The 23,283-nt window shown below is 69.9% G+C and carries 22 protein-coding genes; 12 read left to right on the top strand and 10 right to left on the bottom strand.

The window, feature by feature from the left end; genetic code table 11:
- Positions 1 to 135 precede the first annotated feature (135 nt).
- The 5 genes from BJY20_RS07045 to BJY20_RS07025 all read left to right on the top strand — a co-directional run bounded on the left by BJY20_RS07045 (position 136) and on the right by BJY20_RS07025 (position 4,854).
- Complete coding sequence (locus BJY20_RS07045) at positions 136 to 822, top strand: winged helix-turn-helix transcriptional regulator (protein ID WP_185990872.1); 687 nt, start codon at positions 136 to 138, stop codon at positions 820 to 822.
- Positions 823 to 948: 126 nt separating this feature from the next.
- Positions 949 to 1,239, top strand: a complete 291-nt coding sequence (gene purS, locus BJY20_RS07040) for a phosphoribosylformylglycinamidine synthase subunit PurS (RefSeq protein WP_185990871.1) — start codon at positions 949 to 951, stop codon at positions 1,237 to 1,239.
- A complete protein-coding gene (gene purQ / locus BJY20_RS07035) occupies positions 1,236 to 1,907 on the top strand; it encodes a phosphoribosylformylglycinamidine synthase subunit PurQ (RefSeq protein ID WP_185990870.1) in 672 nt (223 codons plus the stop codon). Before purS ends, purQ begins: the two co-directional genes overlap by 4 nt.
- Positions 1,904 to 4,186 carry a phosphoribosylformylglycinamidine synthase subunit PurL gene (gene purL / locus BJY20_RS07030; RefSeq protein WP_185990869.1) on the top strand — a complete coding sequence of 761 codons (2,283 nt, stop codon included), beginning with the start codon at positions 1,904 to 1,906 and terminating at the stop codon, positions 4,184 to 4,186. The genes purQ and purL overlap by 4 nt, the downstream gene beginning before the upstream one ends.
- 2 nt (positions 4,187 to 4,188) lie before the next feature.
- The gene (locus tag BJY20_RS07025; RefSeq protein WP_185990868.1) at positions 4,189 to 4,854 is read left to right on the top strand and encodes an HAD family hydrolase; all 666 of its coding nucleotides are present in this window, start codon (positions 4,189 to 4,191) and stop codon (positions 4,852 to 4,854) included.
- Between the two features lie 77 nt (positions 4,855 to 4,931).
- On the opposite strand, the gene BJY20_RS07020 is transcribed toward BJY20_RS07025, so the two are convergent.
- The 5 genes from BJY20_RS07020 to BJY20_RS07000 all read right to left on the bottom strand — a co-directional run bounded on the left by BJY20_RS07020 (position 4,932) and on the right by BJY20_RS07000 (position 10,773).
- Positions 4,932 to 5,684 carry an amino acid ABC transporter ATP-binding protein gene (locus BJY20_RS07020; RefSeq protein WP_185990867.1) on the bottom strand — a complete coding sequence of 251 codons (753 nt, stop codon included), beginning with the start codon at positions 5,682 to 5,684 and terminating at the stop codon, positions 4,932 to 4,934.
- Between the two features lie 5 nt (positions 5,685 to 5,689).
- Positions 5,690 to 6,475, bottom strand: a complete 786-nt coding sequence (locus tag BJY20_RS07015) for an ABC transporter permease subunit (protein ID WP_185990866.1) — start codon at positions 6,473 to 6,475, stop codon at positions 5,690 to 5,692.
- Positions 6,476 to 6,540: 65 nt separating this feature from the next.
- A complete protein-coding gene (locus BJY20_RS07010) occupies positions 6,541 to 7,332 on the bottom strand; it encodes a basic amino acid ABC transporter substrate-binding protein (protein WP_185990865.1) in 792 nt (263 codons plus the stop codon).
- Between the two features lie 199 nt (positions 7,333 to 7,531).
- Positions 7,532 to 8,404: a spermidine synthase gene (locus BJY20_RS07005; RefSeq protein ID WP_343062806.1), complete on the bottom strand. Its 873-nt coding sequence runs from the start codon at positions 8,402 to 8,404 to the stop codon at positions 7,532 to 7,534.
- Positions 8,405 to 8,577: 173 nt separating this feature from the next.
- Positions 8,578 to 10,773, bottom strand: a complete 2,196-nt coding sequence (locus tag BJY20_RS07000; RefSeq protein WP_185990863.1) for a bifunctional metallophosphatase/5'-nucleotidase — start codon at positions 10,771 to 10,773, stop codon at positions 8,578 to 8,580.
- Between the two features lie 142 nt (positions 10,774 to 10,915).
- Here BJY20_RS07000 and BJY20_RS06995 point away from each other — a divergent pair, with 142 nt between their 5' ends.
- Positions 10,916 to 11,308, top strand: a complete 393-nt coding sequence (locus tag BJY20_RS06995) for a sterol carrier family protein (RefSeq protein ID WP_185990862.1) — start codon at positions 10,916 to 10,918, stop codon at positions 11,306 to 11,308.
- Here BJY20_RS06995 and BJY20_RS06990 read toward each other — a convergent pair.
- Positions 11,274 to 12,323: a Gfo/Idh/MocA family protein gene (locus BJY20_RS06990; protein WP_246297126.1), complete on the bottom strand. Its 1,050-nt coding sequence runs from the start codon at positions 12,321 to 12,323 to the stop codon at positions 11,274 to 11,276. The two genes, BJY20_RS06995 and BJY20_RS06990, sit on opposite strands and share 35 nt — an antisense overlap.
- An 18-nt stretch (positions 12,324 to 12,341) precedes the next feature.
- Complete coding sequence (locus tag BJY20_RS06985; protein WP_185990861.1) at positions 12,342 to 12,971, bottom strand: sulfotransferase family 2 domain-containing protein; 630 nt, start codon at positions 12,969 to 12,971, stop codon at positions 12,342 to 12,344.
- Between the two features lie 108 nt (positions 12,972 to 13,079).
- Between BJY20_RS06985 and BJY20_RS06980 the strand changes: the two genes are divergently transcribed.
- The 4 genes from BJY20_RS06980 (at position 13,080) to BJY20_RS16440 (ending at position 16,611) form a co-directional block, all read left to right on the top strand.
- Complete coding sequence (locus BJY20_RS06980) at positions 13,080 to 13,310, top strand: hypothetical protein (protein WP_185990860.1); 231 nt, start codon at positions 13,080 to 13,082, stop codon at positions 13,308 to 13,310.
- A gap of 60 nt (positions 13,311 to 13,370) precedes the next feature.
- The gene (purF, locus tag BJY20_RS06975) at positions 13,371 to 14,897 is read left to right on the top strand and encodes an amidophosphoribosyltransferase (RefSeq protein WP_185990859.1); all 1,527 of its coding nucleotides are present in this window, start codon (positions 13,371 to 13,373) and stop codon (positions 14,895 to 14,897) included.
- On the top strand, positions 14,894 to 16,009 hold the full coding sequence (gene purM / locus BJY20_RS06970) for a phosphoribosylformylglycinamidine cyclo-ligase (RefSeq protein ID WP_185990858.1): 1,116 nt from the start codon (positions 14,894 to 14,896) through the stop codon (positions 16,007 to 16,009). Before purF ends, purM begins: the two co-directional genes overlap by 4 nt.
- 137 nt (positions 16,010 to 16,146) lie before the next feature.
- Positions 16,147 to 16,611 carry a LuxR C-terminal-related transcriptional regulator gene (locus BJY20_RS16440; protein WP_185990857.1) on the top strand — a complete coding sequence of 155 codons (465 nt, stop codon included), beginning with the start codon at positions 16,147 to 16,149 and terminating at the stop codon, positions 16,609 to 16,611.
- Positions 16,612 to 16,646: 35 nt separating this feature from the next.
- Here the strand turns inward: BJY20_RS16440 and BJY20_RS06960 are convergent, their stop codons facing one another.
- The 3 genes from BJY20_RS06960 to BJY20_RS06950 form a co-directional block, all read right to left on the bottom strand.
- On the bottom strand, positions 16,647 to 16,838 hold the full coding sequence (locus tag BJY20_RS06960) for a DUF3073 domain-containing protein (RefSeq protein ID WP_185990856.1): 192 nt from the start codon (positions 16,836 to 16,838) through the stop codon (positions 16,647 to 16,649).
- Positions 16,839 to 17,041: 203 nt separating this feature from the next.
- Positions 17,042 to 18,832 (bottom strand): ATP-binding cassette domain-containing protein, encoded by a 1,791-nt coding sequence (locus BJY20_RS16435; protein WP_185990855.1) that lies wholly within the window; start codon positions 18,830 to 18,832, stop codon positions 17,042 to 17,044.
- Positions 18,825 to 19,733: an ABC transporter permease gene (locus BJY20_RS06950; protein WP_185990854.1), complete on the bottom strand. Its 909-nt coding sequence runs from the start codon at positions 19,731 to 19,733 to the stop codon at positions 18,825 to 18,827. Before BJY20_RS06950 ends, BJY20_RS16435 begins: the two co-directional genes overlap by 8 nt.
- Positions 19,734 to 19,860: 127 nt before the next feature.
- On the opposite strand from BJY20_RS06950, the gene BJY20_RS06945 reads away from it, so the two are divergent.
- Both BJY20_RS06945 and BJY20_RS06940 read left to right on the top strand, forming a co-directional pair.
- Positions 19,861 to 22,398: a glycosyltransferase gene (locus BJY20_RS06945; RefSeq protein WP_185990853.1), complete on the top strand. Its 2,538-nt coding sequence runs from the start codon at positions 19,861 to 19,863 to the stop codon at positions 22,396 to 22,398.
- Positions 22,395 to 23,213, top strand: a complete 819-nt coding sequence (locus BJY20_RS06940; protein ID WP_185990852.1) for a CDP-alcohol phosphatidyltransferase family protein — start codon at positions 22,395 to 22,397, stop codon at positions 23,211 to 23,213. Before BJY20_RS06945 ends, BJY20_RS06940 begins: the two co-directional genes overlap by 4 nt.
- Positions 23,214 to 23,283 lie beyond the last annotated feature (70 nt).

The following is a 23,283-nucleotide window of genomic DNA, read 5'->3' as shown; positions in this document are numbered from 1 at the left end:
GTGTGTACCTGACTCTCCCCACGGTGTCGGACCCCGGGGCGAGCAGATAGTTCTGGATCTGTACCGGGCCGGTTCACCATCTGTACCGACCTCACGCGCGCGAGTAACCTGAAACGCCTCGGAGGAGGCGATCCCATGACGGGATACGGCCAGTTCTGCCCCATCGCCAAGACGATGGAGGTGCTCGACGAGCGGTGGACCGTGCTGATCGTGCGCGAGCTGCTGTGCGGGAGCCACCACTTCAACGAACTGCGGCGAGGGGTCCCCAAGATGTCGCCCGCGCTGCTGTCCAAACGCCTGCGTGGTCTCGCCAGGGCCGGCATCGTGGTGCGTCTGGACGACGGCAACCGCATCCGGTACGAGCTGACCCCCGGAGGCATGGCGTTGGAGCCCGTGGTCATGGCACTCGGCGAGTGGGGCGTGCAGTGGCGCAGCCGGCTCGGCGAGGAGGACTACGACCCGACGCTGCTGATGTGGGACGTGCACCGCAACCTCGACCTGGCTGCGATGCCCGGGGCCCGAATCGTGCTGGGTTTCCGCTTCCCGGACGTCGAGGCGGCCCACCGGGCATGGTGGATCGTCGTGGAGGCCGGCGCCGTCGACCTGTGCGACTTCGACCCGGGATTCCCGGTCACCGTGGGCGTGGTGGCCGACCTGCCGACCATGGTCCACATCTGGCGCGGGGACCTCACCTGGGCCGCGGCGCTGCGCAGGGGTGACCTGACGCTCGAGGGCCCCGCCGACGTGCGCAAGGCGTTGCCCCACTGGCTCAAGCTCTCCCCCTTCGCCGCGGTGCCGCGGGAGGAGCCGGTCGCCGGGTGATCGTGCGACAGCACAGCGGTGGTTTCGAGGCTGCGGCCGCGGACGGCCTACGCGCCTCAACCAGCGCAGCCGGAGCCAACTAGACTCGTCGCCGGACCCACCCCCTTCGCACCATAGGAGCGCCCCGTGGGACGCATCGTCGTCGACGTCATGCTCAAGCCCGAGATCCTCGACCCCCAGGGCCAGGCGGTACGTGGCGCGTTGCCGCGCCTGGGTCTGGACCAGTTCACCGACGTGCGACAGGGCAAGCGCTTCGTGCTCTCCGTCGACGGCCCGGTCACGCAGACGCACCTCGCCAGCGCGCGCGAGGCCGCCGAGACCCTGCTGTCCAACCCGGTCATCGAGGACGTCGTCAACGTCCACGAGCTGACGGCCGACGAGCCGGAGCAGGCTCCGATCACCGGGGCGGGCGCGTGAGGATCGGCGTCATCACCTTCCCCGGCAGCCTCGACGACTCCGACGCCCGCCGAGCGGTGCGCATCGCCGGCGGCGAGGCCGTGGCCCTCTGGCACGGCGACGCGGACCTGCACTCCGTCGACGCGGTCGTCATCCCGGGCGGATTCTCCTACGGCGACTACCTGCGCGCCGGTGCCATCGCCCGCTTCGCCCCGGTCATGGGCGAGGTGATCACGGCAGCGAAGGGGGGCATGCCGGTCCTGGGCATCTGCAACGGTTTCCAGATCCTCACCGAGTCCCACCTGCTGCCCGGCTCGATGATCGGCAACGACCACCGCAAGTTCCTCTGCCGCGACCAGGTCCTGCGCGTGGAGAACGCCGCGACGGCCTGGACCAACGGCTTCGAGTCCGACCAGGAGATCACCGTCGTGCTGAAGAACCAGGACGGGCAGTTCGTCGCCGACAGGCCCACGCTCGACCGGCTCGAGGGGGAGGGGCAGGTCGCCTTCCGCTACGTCGGGGTCAACCCCAACGGCTCCTCCCGCGACATCGCCGGCATCAGCAACGAGCGCGGCAACGTCGTCGGCCTCATGCCCCACCCCGAGCACGCCGTCGAGGAGGGCTTCGGCCCGAGCCTGGACGGGCGCACGGTCTTCACGTCCGTCCTGACGCAGGTGGTGTCCTCATGAATCAGCAGAGTGTGACCACCCTCGACACCGTCACCCGGGCGAGCGAGTCGCCCGACACCGAGCAGCCGTGGGCCGACCTCGGCCTGAAGCAGGACGAGTACGAGCGCATCCGCACCATCCTCGACCGTCGCCCCACCAGCGCCGAGCTGGCGATGTACTCGGTCATGTGGTCCGAGCACTGCAGCTACAAGTCCTCCAAGGTCCACCTGAAGCGCTTCGGCGACCTGCCGAGCGAGACGCCGCTGGGCAAGACCCTCGCGGGCATCGGCGAGAACGCCGGCGTCATCGACATCGGGCAGGGCTGGGCGGTGACCTTCAAGGTCGAGTCGCACAACCACCCCAGCTACGTCGAGCCCTACCAGGGCGCCGCCACCGGCATCGGCGGGATCGTGCGCGACATCATGGCCATGGGCGCCCGCCCGGTCGCGGTGATGGACCCCCTTCGCTTTGGTGCGATCGACCACCCGGATACCGCCCGCGTCCTGCCCGGCGTCGTGAAGGGCATCGGCGGCTACGGCAACTCCCTGGGCCTGCCCAACATCGGTGGTGAGATCGTCTTCGACGACTGCTACCAGGGCAACCCGCTCGTCAACGCCCTGTGCGTCGGCTCGCTGCGCCACGAGGACCTGCACCTGGCCAACGCCTCTGGCACCGGCAACAAGGTCGTGCTCTTCGGTGCCAAGACCGGGGGCGACGGCATCGGTGGCGTGTCGGTCCTCGCGTCCGAGTCCTTCGACGAGGGCGGCCCGACCAAGCGGCCCGCCGTCCAGGTCGGCGACCCCTTCGCCGAGAAGGTCCTCATCGAGTGCTGCCTCGACCTCTACGCCGCCGGCGTCGTCGAGGGCATCCAGGACCTCGGTGGTGGTGGGCTGTCCTGCGCCACCTCCGAGCTCGCCTCCGCCGGCGACGGCGGCATGCGTGTCGAGCTCGACCGCGTCCCGCTGCGCGACTCCACGCTCTCCCCCGAGGAGATCCTCATGTCGGAGTCGCAGGAGCGGATGATGGCGATCGTCGCCCCCGACAAGATCGACGCCTTCCTGGCGATCACCAACCGGTGGGACGTCGAGGCGGCCGTCCTGGGCGAGGTCACCGACGGCGACAACCTCGTCATCACCTGGCACGGGGAGACCATCGTCGACGTCGAGCCGGGCACCGTCGCCCACGAGGGCCCGGTCTACGAGCGTCCGATCGCCCGGCCGGAGTGGCTCGACGCGGTCCGGACCGACTCGAGTGACTCCCTTCGCCGCCCGGACGACCTGGGTGCCACCCTGCTCGACCTGCTCGCCTCGCCCAACCTGTGCGACAAGTCGTGGGTCACCAACCAGTACGACCGCTACGTCCTGGGCAACACCAAGCAGGCCACGCCCCACGACTCAGGCATCGTGCGCATCGACGAGGAGTCCGGGCTCGGCGTCGCCGTGTCCACGGACTGCAACGGCCGCTTCGGCTGGCTCGACCCCTACGCCGGGGCACAGCTGGCGCTCGCCGAGTCCTACCGCAACGTCGCCACGTCGGGCGCCCTGCCGCTGGCCGTGACCGACTGCCTCAACTTCGGCTCCCCCGAGGATCCGGGCGTGATGTGGCAGTTCGAGCAGACCGTGGCCGGTCTCTTCGACGCCTGTCTCGAGCTGGGCATCCCGGTCACCGGCGGCAACGTCTCGTTCTACAACCAGACCGGTGAGACCGCGATCCACCCGACGCCCGTCGTCGGTGTACTCGGTGTCCTGGACGACGTCGCCACGTCGGTGCGTTCCGGCTTCGAGGCGAAGGGGGAGGTCGTCCTCCTGCTCGGGGAGACCCGGGACGAGCTGGACGGCGGCGAGTGGGCCAACGCGGTGCACGGCCACCTCGGCGGCCGTCCGCCGAAGGTCGACCTCGCCGCGGAGAAGGCGCTCGCGGAGTTCTTCGTCGACGCGGTCCGGCGCGGACTGCTCACCAGCTCGCACGACCTGTCCGACGGTGGCCTGGCGATCGCGCTCGCGGAGTCCGTGCTCCACGGCGGCACCGGCGCCTCCCTCGACCTGTCCCCGGTCCTCGACCGGGACGGCATCGACGCCTTCACCGCGCTGTACTCCGAGTCCACGGCCCGGGCGCTGGTGACGGTCTCCTCCGAGAGCGACCTGGCCGACCTCGTGGGGGTCGCCGAGACCCACGGCGTGCCGCTGGCACGGCTCGGGGTCACCGACGGCACCGACCTGCGGATCAAGGGCGTGCTCACCCTGCCGCTCGACGAGATGCGCACGGCCCACACGGGCACGATGAGCCGGTACTTCGGGTGAGCATGGAGGGCTCGGGCTGGCTGGTCGTCTTCGACTGCGACGGAGTGCTCGTCGACAGCGAGCGCCTGAACGTCCAGACGTGGACGGCGATGATGCTCGACGCGGGCATCGACTTCACCGAGGACGACGCCGTGCAGACCTTCGTCGGCAAGGCCTACGCCGACAACCGGGTGACGATCGCCGAGATGACCGGAGCGGTCCCGGACCCCGAGTGGGAGAAGAAGTGGCGCGCGGAGTTCGCGCGCAGCCACGAACGGCTCGAGCCGATCTCGGGTGCCCGGGAGGCCGTCATCGCCGTCCAGGACGTCGGGCACGCCGTGTGCGTCGCCTCGGGGTCGATCTGGCGGGCCATCGGCAGCAAGCTGACCACCACCGGCCTGGTCGACCTCTTCTCCGAGGAGGTCCGGTTCAGCGCCGAGCACGTCGAGCACGGCAAGCCTGCCCCGGACGTCTTCCTCGCCGCGGCGGAGTCGATGGGCTACGCGCCGCAGCGGTGCGTCGTCGTCGAGGACAGCAGGGCCGGGGTCGAAGCGGCCCGGGCTGCCGGCATGGCCGTGGTCGGGTACCTCAGCGACCTCACCCCCGGTGCCTGGCTGGAGGACTCCGACGGGATCATCGACGACATGGCGGACCTGCCCTCGGTCGTCGCGCGACTGACGCGTACCTGACCCCAGGACGGAGAAATCGAGGGCGGGCGCAGTCATTCCTGCGTCCGCCCTCGATTTCTAGGTCCTGAGTCGCTCCGTCAGAGCACCTTGGACAGGAAGCCGCGGGTGCGCGTTTCCTGCGGGTTCGACAGCACCTCGACCGGATCGCCCTGCTCGACGACGACGCCGCCGTCCATGAAGACCAGACGGTCACCGACTTCGCGGGCGAACCCCATCTCGTGGGTGACGACCATCATCGTCATGCCCTCGTTGGCCAGCGTGCGCATGACCTCCAGGACGTCACCGACGAGCTCGGGGTCGAGGGCACTGGTCGGCTCGTCGAAGAGCATCATGTCGGGGTCCATCGACAGGGCCCGGGCGATGGCGATGCGCTGCTGCTGTCCACCGGACAGCTGCGCCGGGTAGGCGCTCTCGCGGCCGGCCATACCCACCTTCTCCAGGTTGCGCCGGGCGACCTCCTCCGCCTCGGCCTTCGAGCGCCCCTTGACCCGCCGCTGCGCGAGCGTCAGGTTGCGCAGGACGGTCAGGTGCGGGAAGAGGTTGAACTGCTGGAAGACAATGCCGATCCGGGTACGTACCGCTGCGAGGTCCGTTTCCGGGTCGGTGATGTCGACACCCTCGATGAGGATGGTCCCGCTCGTGGGTTCCTCGAGGCGGTTGACGCAACGCAGCAGCGTCGACTTGCCCGAGCCGGAGGGGCCGATGACGCACACGACCTCTCCTTGGTCGACGTGGAAGTCGATACCCGTGAGCACCTCGTTCTTGCCGAAGGACTTGTGCAGATCCCGCACGGCGATGGCGGGCGTGCTGTTGGCGGTCCCGATGCTCATCGTGCTCACTGTCCCCTCTTCTGGCGTCGTTCCATGTGGGCCACCAGCTGGGTCAGCGGCACCGTGATGATCAGGTAACCCAGAGCAGCCAGGAACAGCGGCGTCGGGCTGGCCGTCTGCGAGGTCAGGTCACGACCGAAGGTGGTCAGCTCACGATCGCCCAGGGCCATGCCGGCGGCGAAGAGCAGCGAGGTGTCCTTGATGATGATGACCAGCTCGTTGGTCAGCGGCGGTGTGATGATCCGGAAGGCCTGCGGAAGCACGACCGAGACCATCGTCCAGCTCGGGCTCATCCCCAGAGACTCGGCAGCCTCGATCTGCCCCTTCGGGACGGCCTGGATGCCGGCGCGGATCGTCTCGGCGATGTAGGCGGCCGAGACGATGATCAGGGCCAGCAGGCCGGCTCCGATGGGCCCGCCCGGCGGCCGCCAGGCGAAGGCGATCGGCACGGCGAAGGCGAAGCCGAAAATCACCAGCAGGGCCGGCAGACCGCGGAAGAGCTCGATGTACCCGGTGGCGACCCAGCGGTAGGGGGCGACCGGCGAGAGCTTCATCAGCGCAAGCACCAAGCCGAGGGCCAGGCCGCCCAAGAAGGCGATGAAGGTGTAGAGGACCGTGTTCTTCGCTGCGGTCGTCACGATCTCCGGCCAGGACGCCTTGGCGGCGCCCGGGTCGAGGAAACTCGTACGTACGGCCTCCCAGTCGGCGACGATGACGACAAGGACCACCACAACGACGAAGACGGCGTACAGAGTGCCGCGGAACAGGCGTCTGCGGGTGGAGGGTTTCACACGTGGACCTTCCGATGGTCAGGGAAGACGGTGGCCCGGCCGCCAGGGGCCGGGCCACGAGCACCTCACTTCTCGGTGAAGTACTTGTCGTAGAGCTCGTCGTACGTGCCGTCCTCGCGGAGGGTGGCGAGTTGCTCGTTGACTGCCTCGAGCAGCTTCTCGGCCCCCTCTTCCTTCACGGCGAAACCGTACTGCTCGTCGGTGTCGTACTCCTCGACGATGGTGAAGGCACCCTCCTGGGTGTGCAGCAGGTTCACTGGCAGGTCCTGCAGGACGGCGTCGACACCGCCGGACTGCAGCGCCGGGAACAGCTCGGCGTCGCTCGGGTAGGCGGTGGCCTTGGCGTCCTCGGGGATGTTCTCCTGCGCGTACTTCTGTCCGGTGGTGCCCTGCTGGACGCCGACGGTCTTGCCGGCCAGGTCCTCGATGGATTTGATGTCGGAGTCCTCGGGCACGAGCAACGACTGGAGCGAGTCGTAGTAGGGCTCGGAGAAGTTGAGGTTCTTCTCCCGCTCCTCAGTGATCGTCATCGCGCTGGCGCCGATGTCGCAAGTGCCAGCGGCCAGGGCGGACCCGCTCTGCAGGCCGTCGAAGCCGACGTCCTTGATCGCCAGTTCGAGATCGAGCCCGGAGGCGATCTCGCTCATCAGGTCCATGTCGAAGCCGGTGTACTCGCCGTCCTTCTCGAACTCGAAGGGCGGATAGGGGATGTCCGAGCACACCGTGAGGGATCCGGACTTGATGAGACCGAGGCCGGCGTCGTCGCCGCCGCCCTCGGAGTCGTCACTGCTGCCGCCGCAGGCCGTCAAGGCCAGTGCGGAGGCTGCGATGAGAGCGAGAGCACGGTGAGACCGCATCAGATGTTCCTTTCAGTCAGCGTCGGAAGGATCGCACTGGCGACGAGGTCAACAGTCCACATCGTCGTGCGCCGACGGGCGCGAGACTACCAAGCACGAGCCCCGGACAGATCACGAATGAGTCTCTATCTCCAACGCATGTGGTGGCCGTTGTCGGAGTACCTCACCCGTAGCCGCCGGCACACTCGGACGGGAGCAATCAGCGCGTTCGCCAGACTCCCGGGTCGGGTGCGGTCGGGGAAGGGCGGAACTCGCCATCGAGGATCGGCTTGCCGCCGCTGGTGCGCCGGGTCAGCGAGGCTCCGGCGAGCACACCGGAGGGGAAGGGCCACCGGCCCACCTGACGGCGGACCTCGTCCGCGTCGATGCTCCCGGGCGAGGCGAGCAGGACGGTGTTGCCGTAGCGCCGCCCCTTCATCACGTCACGCATCGCGACCAACGCGAGGCTGGCTTCTCCTCCCGCTCGTTGAGGTGCGAGGCCGCCCGCGGCCGAGCCTCGAAGCGGGCGGAAGGCCTCCTGCAGCCCGGCCACGACGTCCTTCACGTGCTTCCACGCGGGCTCGTCCGGGCAGTTCATGGCGACGAACCCGTCCGGACGCAGCACCCGCGCGACCTCGGCGAAGAACTCGAGCGTCTGCAGGTCGGCCGGGACCCTCCCTTCGTCAAAGGCGTCGACGAGCACCACGTGGGCGGAGGCGTCCTTGAGGGCCGCGACCCCGGGGCGGCCCAGCTGGGGGCGCACCCGGATGCGGTGCCCGCGCGGCAGCGGCAGCTCCTCGCGCACCGCGGCGGTGAGTCGCTCGTCCGGCTCGAGCACGATCTGCGGGGATCCCGGACGGGTGGCGTGCACCCAGCGCGGCAGGCTCAGCCCGGCCCCACCGACGTGGGTGACCCCGATCGGGTCGGAGCCGGGGAAGATCGCGTCGATCGCGGCGGCCATGTGCTGTACGTACTCGAAGACCAGGTGCTCAGGGTCCTCGACGTCGACGTGGCTCTGCGGGTGTCCGTCGCGCATCACCGTCACCCCGCCGTGCTCGTCCGGCACGAACTCGATCTCCGTCTGCTCACCCACCCGCTGATCCTCCCCCATACGAAGTGCTGCTGGCTCCAGTTCGTATGGCCAGCCCCACCACGAGCTGCGGCTGACTCAACAAGGTGCGGCCAGCAGCACTTCGTATAGGGGAGAGCGGACAACGAAGGGGGACGCGCGCCCGATCGACGCGCGTCCCCCTCCGAGGGGGCGGCTCAGGACCGAGAGCGGCGGGTCAGCGCGAGTCCGAGAAGCATGCCCACCCCGACGAGGACCAGGAAGGCCGAGACGGTCGAGCCGGGGCCCTGGACGAAGCCGTCGGTCTGGACCAGGTCCGGACGCTCCGGCTCCGCGGCTCCGTCGTCCGTGCCGGCCCCGTCGGTGTCGCCCTGGTCGGTGTCGCCCTGGTCGGCAGCGCCGCCGGCGATCGTCACCGGGAAGGTCGACGTGGTCCCGCTCGGGGAGGCCACGAGCGTCATCGCCGCGTCACCGGTCATCCCCTCCGGGACCGTGGCCGCGATGTCCGCCGTGCCGTTGCGCGTCGGCAGGCCATCGATCAGGCCGGCCGTGATCGGGAAGGTCCCCAGGGACGTCTCCCCGACGAGGACCTCCACCTCGGTGTTGGTCGGGGAGTCCACGGAGGTCAGGTCGAAGCCTGAGGCGGTGAAGGAGACCTTCTCGCCTGCGACGAGCTCGCTCGGCAGGGCATCGACCGCGATCGCACGCTTGGCGAAGTCCGGCTCGACGACATCGCGGGCCGTGAAGTAGTCGACGAAGGCGTCGGTGTCGATCAGGCCGCTGTCGGTGGAGTTGCTGCCCTCCGCCAGGACGGTGAAGTTGTCGCCACCGCTGAGCAGGAAGGACCCCGAGGTGACCGTGTACGTCGCTGCCGGGTCGATCGGCTCCCCGTCGACCGTCACGGACGTGATCCGCTCACCGTCCGCCGCGTCCGGGTCGAAGGTGTAGGAGACGTTGTCCGAGACGGCCAGCTTGAGGAAGGGCCGCGAGGCGCCGTCGGGCTGCCACTGCTGCTCCAGCGCCGTGATGAACTGCTCGCCGGTCACGTCGACCGTCATCAGCGTGTTGGCGAAGGGGTTGATCGCCGCGGCCTCCGCGAAGGTGACCGCTCCGGGGGCCTCGTCGCGGGCGGGCTCGTAGTAGAGCTCGTCACGCAGGCCGCCCGGGTTCATGATGCCGATGTCGGCGCCGGGGCGCCCCTGAAGGTTCATCGCATCCAGCCAGATGTCGGCGGTGAGGTTGCCCAGGGTCGACTCGCGCTGGCGGTCGTCGCGCTCGTCGTCGACCGGGACAGCGGTGGTGATGTCGTCGGAGACCTCACCGATGACCTCCCGTCCGATGACCTCGGCCTCGGCGACGGCCGTGTCGACGATGCTCGCGGCGGCGTCGAACTCGGCGTCACCCACGCACTCCTGCGAGGACTCGAGTGTCGGCAGCAGGCTGGACGCGTACTGCCTCACCTCGCCGGTGTCGGGGTCGACGCCCAGCTCGACCTGGCCGACCGGGTCACCGTAGGAGCCGGACTGGACGATCGGTCGGGTGCCGCCGTCGGGGTCGGCCGCGTCCCACGCGTACTGCTGGTGGGTGTGGCCGGTGAAGATCGCATCGACGTCACCGGAGGTGTTGTTGGCGATGTTCGCGAAGGCCCCGCCGAGCGCGAGCTGCTCCGCGAGAGTGCTCGCCCCGCTCGTGGCGCCCTCGTGGTACTCGGCAATGACGACGTCGGCCTCGCCGTTGGCGTCGTCACCGTCCGTCAGCTGCGTGGCCACGCGGTTGACGGCGGCGACCGGGTCGCCGAACTCGACCTCCGTGATGCCCGCGGGGGAGACGAGGGATGAGGTCTGGCCGGTGACGGCACCGATGACCGCGACGTCGAGGCCGTTGACCTCCTGGATCGAGTACTCGTCCAGCGCGGGGCTGGTCGTGCCCTTGTCGTAGACGTTGGCGCCGAGGTAGTCGAAGTCCGCGGTGTCGCTCACCCGCCCGGTCAGGTCGGCGAAGCCGCGGTCGAACTCGTGGTTGCCGACCGCGGAGGCGTCCATGCCGAGCGCATTGAGGAACTCCAGTGTCGGGGTGTCCTGCTGCGAGGAGGAGACGAAGGGGGAGGCGCCGATGTTGTCGCCCGCGGACAGCAGGAGGGTGTCCTTCTCGCCGAGCGCGGTCTTGGCCGACTCGATGGTGCACGCGACGTTCTTGCCCAGGGCACCCGTGCCGTCGCTGTCGATGCGGCCGTGGAAGTCGTTGATGTTGAGGACGTTGATCGCGGTCAGTGCCGGGTCGATGCCGCCCGGGTCGACCGGGTCGGCGGCGTGGGCGGCCCCGGCCGTGGCGACGAGTGCGAGGGCCGCACCCGCGCCGACGACGAGCGAGGCGCCCCGTGAGGTGATGGACATGTGTTCCTCCCGATGGAGCTGGCGTGGCGTGCCCGCGCAGCGGACACGACGAACCATGCCGCATCCGGGCGCCGAATGGGGGTGCGAACGGTGTCCTTGAGTCGACCGGGCGACGAATGGTCGGTGGTGCGAGACTGGGGACATGGCTGGACGACGGCGCATCCCCGTGGACAAGGGCGTGGCCGCGTTGTGGGCGTGGTCGAGCGCTGACGACACCCCCGTGGACCGGGCGGTCCTCGCCACCGCCGTGCGCTACACGATCGAGGAGCTGGCCGAGCGCGCCCCCGGCCGCAGCGTCGAGGTGCGGGTCCCGCCCTTCGCCGCGACGCAGTGCGTGGAGGGTCCGGTGCACACCCGCGGCACCCCGCCGGCGGTCGTCGAGACCGACCCGCAGACGTGGCTGGCCCTGGCGGTCGGTGACCGCACGTGGCCCGAAGCCCTGCGCGAAGGGAGCGTGCGGGTCAGCGGTCAGCGCACCGACCTGTCCGCGTACCTGCCGCTCAGCGGCGAAGGGAGCCGAGCAGCTCGTCCATGACCGTCAGGATCGCCACGGTCTCCTCGAGCGGCATGATCGGCGACTCGGTCTCGCCGGCGGTCACGCGCAGCGCGACCTCGATCGCCTCGTGGCGCAGGCCGCGGTGCTGCTCGATCGGGTCGCCGGTCATCGTGTCGAGGACGACCCCGTCCGCGCCGACGAGGCGCATCGTCGTCGGCATGTAGAACATCGACTCCAGCTCCAGGCGGGCCCACGTGCCGTTGACCGAGGCGGTCGTCGGGGTGCCCGCGGACATGTCCGTCGAGAGCGAGGCGACCGCTCCGCTGCGGCCCTGCGCGACGAAGGCGAAGCGCCGGTCGACCCCGAGGTCGGTCAGGTCACCCAGGCCCGTGGCCCGCTCCAGCCCGCCGAGGGTGAGCGAGGCGAAGGAGAGCGGGTAGATGCCCAGGTCGAGCATGGCCCCACCCGCCAGCGACGGGTCCGCCAGTCGCTGCGGGCCGTCCGGCCACAGCCGGATGCCGTGATCGGCGAGGACCGTGCTCACCTCGCCGAGCAGCTCGATCTGCAGGACCTGCCGCAGCACGTCGATGTGCGGCAGGAAGCGGGTCCACATCGCCTCCATGCAGAAGACGCCTGCCTCGCGGGCAGCCGTGACGATCCGGCGGGCCTCGTCGGCGGTGGGGGCCATCGGCTTCTCGACGAGGACGTGCTTGCCGGCCGCGATGGCCAGCAGGGCGTGCTCGAGGTGCTCGCTGTGCGGGCTGGCGACGTAGACGACGTCGACGTCCGCGTCGGCGACGAGGGAGGCGTAGTCGCCGTGCGCGCGGGCGCCCGGGGCGTGCTCGGCGACGAAGGCCTGCGCCCGCTCCGCGTCCCGGGAGCCGACGGCGACGACCTCCTGGGTGGTGCCCCGCAGGGAGAAGGCCATCTGCGAGGCGATCCAGCCCGCCCCGAGCAGCCCCCAACGCAGGCCGGGTGCGGTGGCCGGGTCGGGGGTGCGGGGCGTGGGGAGCGTCATCCCGGGGACGTCGGCGTGCGGGCGCTGCGGGTCCATGCGGTCAATCTACGACGCTCAGGTGCGGTAACCGAAGCGCTCGTAGTCCTCGCGGTAGAAGTCCGTCACGAGCCGTCGTGTCCGGTCCGTGACCTCGACGTCCCTGCTCGAGTACCTGGTCGCCGTCGCCCCCTCGCGCAGGCGGGGCAGCTCGTCGGGGAGGCCGAGCTTCCACTTCTTGTTCAGTGTGGCGGCCATCGCGTCCAGCCCGTCCTCGAAGCGGAAGACCAGTGCGCGATCGAGCAGGAACTCGACCTGCGGACGGATGTGGTTGTCGAAGATGAAGGGGTCCTTGCCGTAGCGGCGCAGGGTCTTGGCGGTCCACTTCTCGACGGACTTGCCGTCGACCGAGAAGTCGACGTGCCGGTGCCGCCAGAGGTACTCGGACCTGATCCGTGCCATGGGGTCCCGTACGACCGTGAAGATGCCGTCGAACTGGTCGATCCGCAGGATCATCTCCAGCATCTCGCGGTGCATGTGCTGCGGCGTGCACCGGCGGATGCTGCTCCACGACGCCGGCCCCACCCGACCGTCGCGGTAGAGCGTCTTGTACCCGACATCGGCGAAGGCGCGCTCGATGCTGGAACCACCGGTCTTGGGGATGTGGACGAAGAGGAACTTGCGTTCGTCCTGGCGGAAGACAGGCATGTCAGGGTCCTTCGATCGCAGGTCGGTGGCAGCCCGGCCTTCCGTGACTCTACCGACCCCCACGGCCGCGCCTCCCGACCGTCCGGGCGCCCGACCTACGATGGGGCAGTGACCAGCAAGCCACCCAGCCGCCCGAAGCCCATCCCCTTCATCGCCACCGGGGCGATCATCGGCTTCATCGTCTTCGGGGTCATCTCGCTGCTCGGACCGAACACCGACGGGGGCTACAACATCAGCTACGACCCGAGCGCTGCCCTGGGATTCATGAGTGTCGTCGGTCTCTGTGCCGGTGGTCTCGTCGGAGCCGTCGTCGCAGCGCTCCTCACCTACCGCAAGTAGACGAAGGGGGCCGGTCGGCCACACTGTGCCCGCCTCCCGGGCTGTGGGAGACTGGACCCCGTGCCACGCGGAGACGGACAGTTGTCCCATGACCTGATCCCCGGGGAGAAGGGCCCCCAGGACGCCTGCGGCGTCTTCGGTGTCTGGGCCCCCGGCGAGGACGTCGCGAAGCTGACCTACTACGGCCTCTACGCCCTGCAGCACCGCGGGCAGGAGTCGGCGGGTATCGCGACCTCGAACGGCAAGCAGATCCTGGTCTACAAGGACATGGGGCTGGTCTCGCAGGTCTTCGACGAGCGCAGCCTGTCCACCCTTCGGGGGCACATCGCGGTCGGGCACTGCCGCTACTCGACCACCGGTGGCGCCACTTGGGAGAACGCCCAGCCCACGCTCGGCGGACACCACAGCGGCACCGTCGCCCTCGCCCACAACGGCAACCTCGTCAACTCCGCCGAGCTGCGCGAGCTCGTCGAGGCGCGTGGCGACGAGCTCTCCGACGCCGACAGCAAGATCCACCGCATCACCGACGGCGAGCTGCGCCGCGGCAACACCACCGACACGGCCCTGGTCACGGCCCTGCTGGCGCACGACCAGGAGAGCACCCTCGAGGCGGCCACGATGGAGCTGCTGCCCAAGCTGCGCGGCGCCTTCTGCTTCGTCTTCATGGACGAGAACACCCTCTACGCAGCACGGGACCCACAGGGCCTGCGACCCCTGGTCATCGGCCGCCTCGAGCGCGGCTGGGTCGTTGCCTCCGAGACCGCCGCCCTGGACATCGTCGGCGCCTCCTTCGTCCGCGAGGTCGAGCCCGGCGAGCTGGTCACCATCGACGAGGACGGGTTGCGTACCCAGCAGTTCGCCGAGCCGGCTCGCAAGGGGTGTGTCTTCGAGTACGTCTACCTCGCCCGCCCCGACACGACGATCAACGGCACCACGGTCCACGAGGCCCGTGTCGAGATGGGGCGAACCCTCGCCCGAGAGCACCCGGTCGAGGCCGACCTGGTCATGCCGACCCCGGAGTCCGGCACCCCGGCGGCCATCGGATACGCGCAGGAGTCGGGCATCCCCTTCGGCCAGGGCCTGGTGAAGAACGCCTACGTCGGGCGCACGTTCATCCAGCCGAGCCAGACCATCCGCCAGCTCGGCATCCGCCTGAAACTCAACCCGCTCAAGCACGTCATCAAGGGCAAGCGCCTCATCGTCGTCGACGACTCCATCGTCCGCGGCAACACCCAGCGCGCCCTGGTGCGGATGCTGCGCGAGGCGGGTGCCGCCGAGATCCACGTGCGCATCTCCTCGCCGCCGATCAAGTGGCCGTGCTTCTTCGGCATCGACTTCGCGACCCGGGCAGAGCTCATCGCCACCGGGCTGGGGGTCGAGGAGATCGCGACCTCGCTCGGCGCGGACTCGCTTGGCTACATCAGCCACGACGGCATGGTTGCGGCCACCGAGCAACCGGTCGATCAGCTGTGCACGGCCTGCTTCTCCGGTATCTACCCCATGGAGCTGCCCTCCGAGGACCGCCTCGGCAAGGGTCTGCTCGAGCTCGAGTTCAGCCCTACACAAGAGGCGGTGCGACGCCCGTGACCCAGCAGTCCCCGATCACCTACGCCGATGCCGGAGTCGACGTCGAGGCCGGCGACAAGGCCGTCGACCTGATGAAGGAGTCGGTCCGCAGGGCCACTCGCCCGGAGGTCCTCGGCGGTCTCGGTGGTTTCGCCGGGATGTTTGACGCCAGTGCCCTGCAGGGCATGCGCCGCCCCGTGCTCGCCACCTCCACCGACGGAGTCGGCACCAAGGTCGCGATCGCGCAGGCGATGGACACGCACGACACCATCGGCCAGGACCTCGTCGGCATGGTCGTCGACGACATCGTCGTCTGCGGTGCCGAACCGCTCTTCATGACCGACTACATCGCGACCGGCAAGGTCGTCCCGGAGCGCATCGCGGCGATCGTGGCGGGCATCGCGAAGGGGTGCGAGCTCGCCGGTGTCGCGCTGGTCGGCGGCGAGACCGCGGAGCACCCCGGCCTGCTCGACCCGCACGAGTACGACGTGGCCGGTGCCGCCACCGGCGTCGTCGAGCACGACGCCGTCCTCGGCCCGGATCGCGTGGTCGCTGGTGACGCCGTCCTGGCCTTCGCCTCCTCGGGCCTGCACTCCAACGGCTACTCCCTCGTGCGTCGGGTCATCGCCGCCGCCGGGTGGGAGCTCGACCGCCACGTCGACGAGCTGGGCCGCACCCTCGGTGAGGAGCTGCTCGAGCCGACGCGTATCTACACCCGCGCTCTGCTGGACCTCGTGCGGTCCGCGGAGGTCGACGTCCATGCGCTCAGCCACGTCACCGGTGGCGGTCTGGCGGCCAACCTGGCCCGGGTGATGCCCTCCGGCACGCTGGCGCGCGTCGACCGTTCGACCTGGACCCCACCAGCGATCTTCTCCCTCGTCGGTCGGCTCGGCTCGGTCCCGCAATCCGACCTGGAGCGCACCCTGAACATGGGCATCGGCTTCGTCGCGGCCCTGCCGCAGGGTGATGCCGACGCGGCGATCGCCCGGTCCCGGGCCGCCGGCATCGACGCGTGGGTGCTCGGTGAGGTCAGCGATGCCGGGACCGCGACCACCGCGCCCGACAGCGAGGTCGTCCAGGGCGCCAAGGGCGTGGACGGCGGCGCCGTCCAGGTCGTCGGGGAGTACGCCTGACACCCGCCATCCGGATCCTCGTCGCCGACGCCGACGAACGCCGTCGGGATGCCCTCGTCGCCGTCCTCGGCGCGGACCCGGACCTGGAGACCGTCACATCGGCCGCGACGCAGACCGAGGTCGCCACGACCCCGCAGGTGGACGTCATCCTGCTCGTCGGGGGGCTCGGCTGTGACCCCGTCGAGGTCCTGACCGCCGCACGGGCGCACGAGGGCCCTGCGTGGGTCGCCCTCATCGAGGACGACGTGCCTGCCGAGAGCATCATCGCCGCGGGAGCCCGTGGCGCTCTCGTCGTGTCGAGCACACCGCTGCAGATCGGCGCTGCCGTCCGTGCTGCCGCACGGGGGGAGCGCGCTGATCTGGACCAGCCGGTGACCGGACCCCTCGTCCAGCGCACACCCCGGGAAACTCCGCCCCTGTCGGAACGGGAGGTCGAGGTGCTGCGGCTGGTGGGTGCGGGACTGGGGAACAAGCACGTGGCCGAGCAGCTGTACCTCAGCCTCTCGAGCGTGAAGTCACACCTGTCACACACCTACGGTCGGCTCGGCGTCTCGGGGCGTGCTGCCGCGGTCGCCGAAGCGCGTCGTCAGGGGTTGATCTGACGCAGGGCCGTGCCAGCCCTGCCGGTCAGAGAATATTACCGCTCCGCGTCGGACCAGGACTCGTCGTCGTCGTCCACGTGGTGCTCTTCGTCGTGCGCACGCTCGGTGCGCCCGTGAGACTTGCCGTGAAGTTCCGCCTCCAGCGCTCGCAGGTCGGTGTCGGGCGAGTAGTACTTCAGCTCGCGGGCAACCTTGGTCTGCTTCGCCTTCGCTCGGCCGCGCCCCATGGCGTGACCCCCTCATACGCTAGTGCGGGCCGACTCAGATCACCCCGCGTCCCCGATGGGGATGCGGAACTGCCTGAGTGGACCCGGATCTGTGTGGTTTCTCGTGGTCCCCACGGTACATGGTTCCGGGACGGAGTGCCCCATCGGTCCCCTGTGCCGCGAGCTGCTGGTCGGACCTGCGGAGCGGGACCGGGCGCCCGCCCTCACGCCTGCAGCGGGCGAGTGGCCTCGGCCGCCGGTGACCCGGTGGTGACGATCTCGCCGAGGGTCTGCCGGAGATCCGGCGGGAGTGCCTCGACCGCCCCGGCGAGCACGATCTCGGAAGGCGCGAGGCGTTCCAAGGCGGTGTGCACGATGGCCGGGAGCCGGCCAGACGTCACCAGCAGCATCGGGGCGCGGGTGTGCGCGGAGGCGACGGTGGCGGAGAGCATCTCGACGGCCGCGGCGCCGGAGACGATCGCCCGCCCGCCAGGCTCACTGTCCTCCCACAGCCCGGCCGCCCGGGCCATCGGTCCACCCTCCGGGGAGTACCCGATCTCGGCGTCGGTGGCGTGCCGCAGTGCATCGACGACGTCTGTGGGCCACTCCTCCTCGTAGCCGACGAGGACGAGTCGCCGTGGCCGCAGGTCCGACAGGGCGGCGGTGAGCTCATCCGTCACCCCCACGGTGTCGCACACGACCACGGCACGACCGGTCACTGCCGCCTGCAGGGATGTCACGGGGGTGCGCCCGGCGTTGTCCGGGTGGGTCACGTACACGGTCGAGCGGTCCCGCGGGGGGAAGGCCTCGACCAGTTGGGCCGCTGCCCGGGCGGGGTCGTCCGTACCCAGCCGCTCGACCGTGCCGCTGACCAACTCCTCGATGCGGCTGTACCTCTCGGCGTCCACCAGGCCCTCGCCGCCCGCGACGATGACGCGTTCGGGGGCGAGCCGACCCAGCTCGTCGCGGGTGGCCTCGGGGATGGAGCCGGGGCGCACCCACAGCATCGGCCAGCCGAGACGGGCCGCGATCGGGGCGACCATCCGCGCGATGGCCATGCGCTCCACGCTGACGACGAAACATCCGGCCACCCCCGGGGCCCAGGTTTCGCTGGTGATCGCGCGGGTGGTCTGGAAGCGGGTGGTACCCGTCCAGCGGACGGTGCCGGGCACGTCCGGCTCGCGGCGGGCCTTCTTCTTGGGAGCCTTGCTCTTGGGTAGGAGCGCCTCGTAGGCAGGGAGAACCTGCTCCGTGGGTCCGTCCATGATCAGTCGGCCCTGATCAATCCACAGTACCCGGTCGCAGATCTCGCGGATGTTGGAGTTGGAGTGGGAGACCAGGAAGACGGTACCGGCCGCATCCCGGATCTCGGCGATGCGTTCGGCGCTTCGCTGCCGGAAGGAGGCGTCCCCGGTGGCCAAGGCCTCGTCGATCATCAGGACGTCGGGTGCTGCGGCGGTGGAGATGGCGAAACGCAGGCGGGCGCCCATGCCGGAGGAGTACGTGCTCATCGGCAGGTAGACGGCATCGCCGATCCCGGAGAACTCGACGATGTCGTCGAACTTCTCGTCGATCTCGGCGGTGGTCAACCCGAGGGCCTGCCCCCCGACGTAGATGTTGCGTTCGCCGCTCAGCTTGTTGATCAGTACGGCGTTGACGCCGAGCAACGAGGGCTCGCCGGAGACCCACAGCCTCCCCTCCGACGGAGGAATGAGGCCGGCCACCGCCCGCAGCAGGGTGGACTTGCCCGAACCGTTGCGGCCGATGATGCCGATCGACTCGCCGTGACGGGCGACGAAGCTGACGTCCTTGACCGCGTGGATCTCGCGAGTACGAGTGGGTGTGCCCGTACCCGGCAGGAGCAGCTGGCGAAGGGAGCGACGCTCTCCCTGGTTGCTGGGTGCCCCCCGGCGCTCGCCGCCGAGGACCCGGTAGGTCACGCTCACGTGGCTGACGACGACCGTCGGCGCCGCATCCGTGGATGCCTTCTCGTCCGCGCTCTTCGGGTCAGCCACGGCCGTACCTCGTCTCCGCCTGCCAGAAGAGGACCAGCCCCACCACCGCGGCACCGACTGACCAGGCGGCCATGATGAGCCAGTCCGAGAGGACCACTGCCTCGCCGTTGAGCAACGACTGCCGACCGGTCGTGAGCATCAGCGCGAAGGGCTGCATGGTCAGCACCTCCTGGACGACCGTCGGGAAGCCTTCCACGTAGTGCACGACGGGGAAGAAGACCCCGGAGACGTAGCGCAGCAGGCGGACGATGATCGGGATGAGGTTGGCGATGTCCGGGGAGGCGTTGACCAGGCGGGCCGCGATGAAGGCGAAGCCCAGCAGCGCCAGACCCTGCATCGCGACGGCGACCGGGAAGAGCAGCCACTCCCAATCGGGTCGTTCCCCGGTGGCGAACATCAGCACGAAGAGCAGCGCGAAACCCGGGACCGAGGCCAGCAGCTCGGTCAAGGTCACCGACACCGGCAGGATCGCCCGGGGGAAGTGCAGCGTGCGCACCAGGTTGAGCTTCCCGGTGATCGCCTTGGCCCCTCGGGTGATGACGGTCGAGGTGAAGGCGAACATGATGACCCCGATGCCGAGGAAGCCGACGAAGTTGTCGATCCCCCCTCGCGTGCCCAGGAGCAGTCCGAAGATCAGGTAGTAGCTCGTGATGAGCAGGGCCGGGTTGAGCACCGCCCACAGCTGGCCCAGGTAGTTGGCCTCGTTCTGTGCGCGCGACTCTGCCGACGACAGGGTCCAGAGAAAAGAACGACGCTGCCACAGGTCTCTCAGGTACTGGCGCAGCGGCGGGCGCTCGCTGAGCGCTCGCAGTCCGTGTCGATCTGCCAGCTTCCGCGCCTCCTCGACGGGTGGCGCAGGGGGAACGGAGGCCCGCCCGGCTGCTTGGGCGACGTCAGCCACAGTCGTTCCTTCTCGGCCGTCGTGCCCGTGAGGGCGCGGGGCGGCCGGGCCTCGCGGGGTACATGCGGGTGATCATACCGACCGGTTCATAGACTGCCCTGCAGGGAGATCAGGACGAGAGGTGCGCATGGCGAGGACGAAGCAGGTGTGGTCGGTGCTCCACCGCGCCCGACGCATGCCCCGCGCGCAGTGGGTCGCCCACTGGCGGACCCGACCGGTCGAGAGCGACACCGTCTTCTACGAGGCGACCTTCGGCGTAGGGCTGGTCGACAGTCCGTACGCGATCTTCCGCCATCTCGTCCGAGCGCCGGACTTCGACCACCTGCACCACGTCTGGGTCGTGGCGGACGACGAGCGCCGTCGACGTGCCCGCAAGCACCTGCGGGCGCTCGGTCTGGACGAGGGGCGGGTGCGGCTCGTGGGGTATCGCACCCCGGCCTACTTCCGGTACCTCGCGACGGCCGGCTACCTGGTCAACAACTCGACCTTCCCCGCGGAGTTCGGCAAACGCGCGGGCCAGACCTACGTCAACACCTGGCACGGCACCCCGCTGAAGTCGATGGGGTACGACGTCCCCGGTGGGGCGCTCGGGGCAGCCAATGTCATCCGCAACTTCCTCGCGGCGGACCATCTGCTCTCCTCAGGGCCGTACATGACGGACACGATGTACCGCCGGGCGTACCGCCTCGAGGGGATCGCCCCCGGGTCCGTGCTCGAGGTGGGCATGCCCCGTACGGACGTCCAGGTGGACGCCACCGGCGAGCGTCGTCGCGAGGTGCGCGAGCACCTGCGGACTCGTGGCGTGACGCTGGACGGGCGGCGGGTCGTGCTCGTCGCGCCGACATGGCGCGGTGAGGCCTTCGCGGACCCGCGTCTCGACACCGACGCCGTGGATGAGCTCGTCACTGAGCTCAGCAGGGTGCTTGGTGACGACTGGCAGGTCCTCGTCAAGGCGCACCCCGTGGTGCACGCGCAGGCGCAGGATCTCCCCTCGCTCCGGGGCGTGCTGGTGCCTCCCGACGTCCCGGCGAACGAGGCCCTCGCGGTCACCGACCACCTCGTCACGGACTACTCCAGCATCCTCTTCGACGCGCTGGCAGACCCCCGCCTGCCGATCACCTTCCACGTGCCGGACCACGCGGCCTACGAGCGACTCCGGCCGCTCTACCTTCCCGCGGAGGACTTGCCGGGTCACCTGTGCACGACGCCGGAGGAGACGGCCGTGGACGTGGCCGGCGGGGGAGGCCGCGCTGACGTCCGCCATGAGTGGGCGGAGCGGTACGCCCCCTTCGACGACGGAGGGGCCGCCGAGCGCGTGGTGGACGTGGTCTTCGGGGGTACCCAGCCGTCGGTCGGCCGGTGCACGTCACTGTCGGAGCGGACCCACGGCGGGCAGCGGGTTCCCCGCGTGCTGATCCACGGCGGATCACTGCAACACAACGGCGTCACCTCCTCGCTCATCGCCCTCCTGGGCGAGATCGACCTCGACGGCGTCGACGTCTCGGTCGCATGGGGGCCCGCTCGCAACGCCGACCCCGGTGCCTTCGCGGAGGCGGTCGACAGCCGAGTGCGCCTCCTGCCCAAGGTCGGTGGGATCAACGGCCCGAAGCGCGTGGTGTGGTTCCGACACCTGCTCGAGCGGCTCGGGGCCGACCACGCTGCCGTGCCCGTGAGCCGGCTCGTCCGTCTCCTGCAGGACGAGTGGGGGCGGTGTTTCGGCTCGGTGGAGTTCGACCACGTGATCGACTTCGGTGGCTACTCGCCCTACTGGGCCCTGCTGATGTCGCGCGGTGTCGCCCCCGGCGATGTGCGCACGCACTCGATCTGGCTGCACAACGACCTGGCCGCCGAGGTGGCCAGCAGTGCCGAGCACGGCAACGCGCGCGCCCGGCACCTGGAGCAGGTCTTCAGCCTCTATCGCCGCTACGACCGGTTGGTCTCGGTGTCGGAGTCGCTGTCCCGGGTGAACGAGCGCTCCTTGGCCGGGTACGCCGGCAACGCAAGCTTCCGCAGCGCACGTAATGTCATCGACGAGTCCCGGGTGCGCTCGCTCGCGCAGGTCCCCCTCGAGGACCTCGGGCTCGACGAGCGGGTGGTGGCCACTCTGCGGGACGCGGGCACGACGACCTTCGTCACTGCCGGCCGGCTCACCCACGAGAAGAACCAGGCACGGCTCATCCGCGCAGCAGCGGCCACGCGCGCTGCCGGGCACGATGTCACCGTCGTCATCATGGGCTCCGGACCACTGGAGGGTGAGCTGCGCGCCCTCACGGTCGAGTTGGGGGTCGAGCGGTCGGTCTTCCTCACCGGGCAAGTGGCCAACCCCTTCCCCGTGGTGGCGGCGGCCGGCTACTTCGCGTTGACCAGCGAGCACGAGGGGCTGCCCATGGTCATCCTCGAGGCGCTCGCGCTGAAGACGCCGGTGCTGACCACGGCCTTCTCCTCCGTCGAGGGCGTGGTTCCCGAAGGGTGCGGTGTGGTGGTTCCTCGCGATGACGACGCGGTCCGACATGCCATGATGGAGCTCGCTTCCGCGCGTCCGGCCTTCACCGCACTGGACGTCGATGCCTACAACGCCAGCGCCCTGGACGAGTTCGCGACGGCGATTGGCCTCGAGGACGACACGCGGACACCAGCCACGCCACGACCTACAGGACACACGTGATCGAGCAGAACCCTCGCGCCGGACGCCCTTCGCTGGAGGAGCTGCGTGCGGTGGCCCAGCCGCCGACCGTGGTGGGTCGACGCAACTCGGAGCACTGGGCCGGCACGCTCTACCTGCGGCGCATGTCCCTCCACTTCACCCGGGCGATCCTGCCGACGGGAATATCGGCCAACGGCGTGACGTGGCTGATGATCCTCGTCGGGGTGATCGGTGCCGCCGTCCTGGTCATCCCCTCCTGGTGGGCGGTCCTCGCGTGTGCCTTCCTGATGCAGTTCCAGATCCTGATCGACTGCTCGGACGGTGAGGTCGCCCGCTGGCGCGGGACGTCCTCGCCGATGGGTGTCTACCTCGACCGGGTGGGCCACTACGTCACGGAGGCCGCACTGCCCATCGCGCTGGGTGTCCACGTCGACGGTGGTCTCGGGTCGATCGGAGGGTGGACCACGGTCGGCGCACTCACCGCGTGCGTGGTCCTGCTCAAGAAGTCCTTCGGCGACATCGTCCACGTCGCCCGCCACTACGCGGGCCTGCCGAAGGGGGAGGAGGACGCCCAGACCGCGGCCTCCCGATCGGCCGGGCTGCGGTCCGCGCGCAGCCTGCTGCGGTTCTTCCCCTTCTTCCGCGCGTTTGTGGCGATCGAGTTCTCCCTCATCACCCTCGTCGCCGCGACCCTCGGTCTCGTCCTGTCCGCGGTGGACGTCGTCGGCGAGGGCGTCGTCCTCCAGTGGTGGCTGCTCCTCTCGCTGCCCCTGGCCCTGGCGACGGCCGGAGGTTTCCTGCTGATGATCGTCACGTCGCGGCGGTTCGACGCCTGAGACGCACGGACGGGGCGCCCGGTACGACGACGGAGGGGGAATCCTGAACCGGTCGGGACGGACGCGGCTG

The organism is Janibacter cremeus (genome assembly GCF_013409205.1).
GTDB classification, from domain to species: domain Bacteria; phylum Actinomycetota; class Actinomycetes; order Actinomycetales; family Dermatophilaceae; genus Janibacter; species Janibacter cremeus.
Note: the sequence above shows the minus strand (reverse complement) of the source record. Positions and strands in the feature narration are given on the sequence as shown.

Excerpts from the sequence above, each read along its gene's own strand:
- BJY20_RS07045 (WP_185990872.1), top strand. The coding sequence starts at position 136 with ATGACGGGATACGGCCAGTTCTGCCCCATCGCCAAGACGATGGAGGTG.
- purL (WP_185990869.1), top strand. The coding sequence starts at position 1,904 with ATGAATCAGCAGAGTGTGACCACCCTCGACACCGTCACCCGGGCGAGC.
- BJY20_RS07025 (WP_185990868.1), top strand. The coding sequence starts at position 4,189 with ATGGAGGGCTCGGGCTGGCTGGTCGTCTTCGACTGCGACGGAGTGCTC.
- BJY20_RS07020 (WP_185990867.1), bottom strand. The coding sequence starts at position 5,684 with ATGAGCATCGGGACCGCCAACAGCACGCCCGCCATCGCCGTGCGGGAT.
- BJY20_RS07010 (WP_185990865.1), bottom strand. The coding sequence starts at position 7,332 with ATGCGGTCTCACCGTGCTCTCGCTCTCATCGCAGCCTCCGCACTGGCC.
- BJY20_RS07000 (WP_185990863.1), bottom strand. The coding sequence starts at position 10,773 with ATGTCCATCACCTCACGGGGCGCCTCGCTCGTCGTCGGCGCGGGTGCG.
- BJY20_RS06995 (WP_185990862.1), top strand. The coding sequence starts at position 10,916 with ATGGCTGGACGACGGCGCATCCCCGTGGACAAGGGCGTGGCCGCGTTG.
- BJY20_RS06990 (WP_246297126.1), bottom strand. The coding sequence starts at position 12,323 with ATGGACCCGCAGCGCCCGCACGCCGACGTCCCCGGGATGACGCTCCCC.
- BJY20_RS06985 (WP_185990861.1), bottom strand. The coding sequence starts at position 12,971 with ATGCCTGTCTTCCGCCAGGACGAACGCAAGTTCCTCTTCGTCCACATC.
- BJY20_RS06960 (WP_185990856.1), bottom strand. The coding sequence starts at position 16,838 with ATGGGGCGCGGCCGAGCGAAGGCGAAGCAGACCAAGGTTGCCCGCGAG.
- BJY20_RS06945 (WP_185990853.1), top strand. The coding sequence starts at position 19,861 with ATGGCGAGGACGAAGCAGGTGTGGTCGGTGCTCCACCGCGCCCGACGC.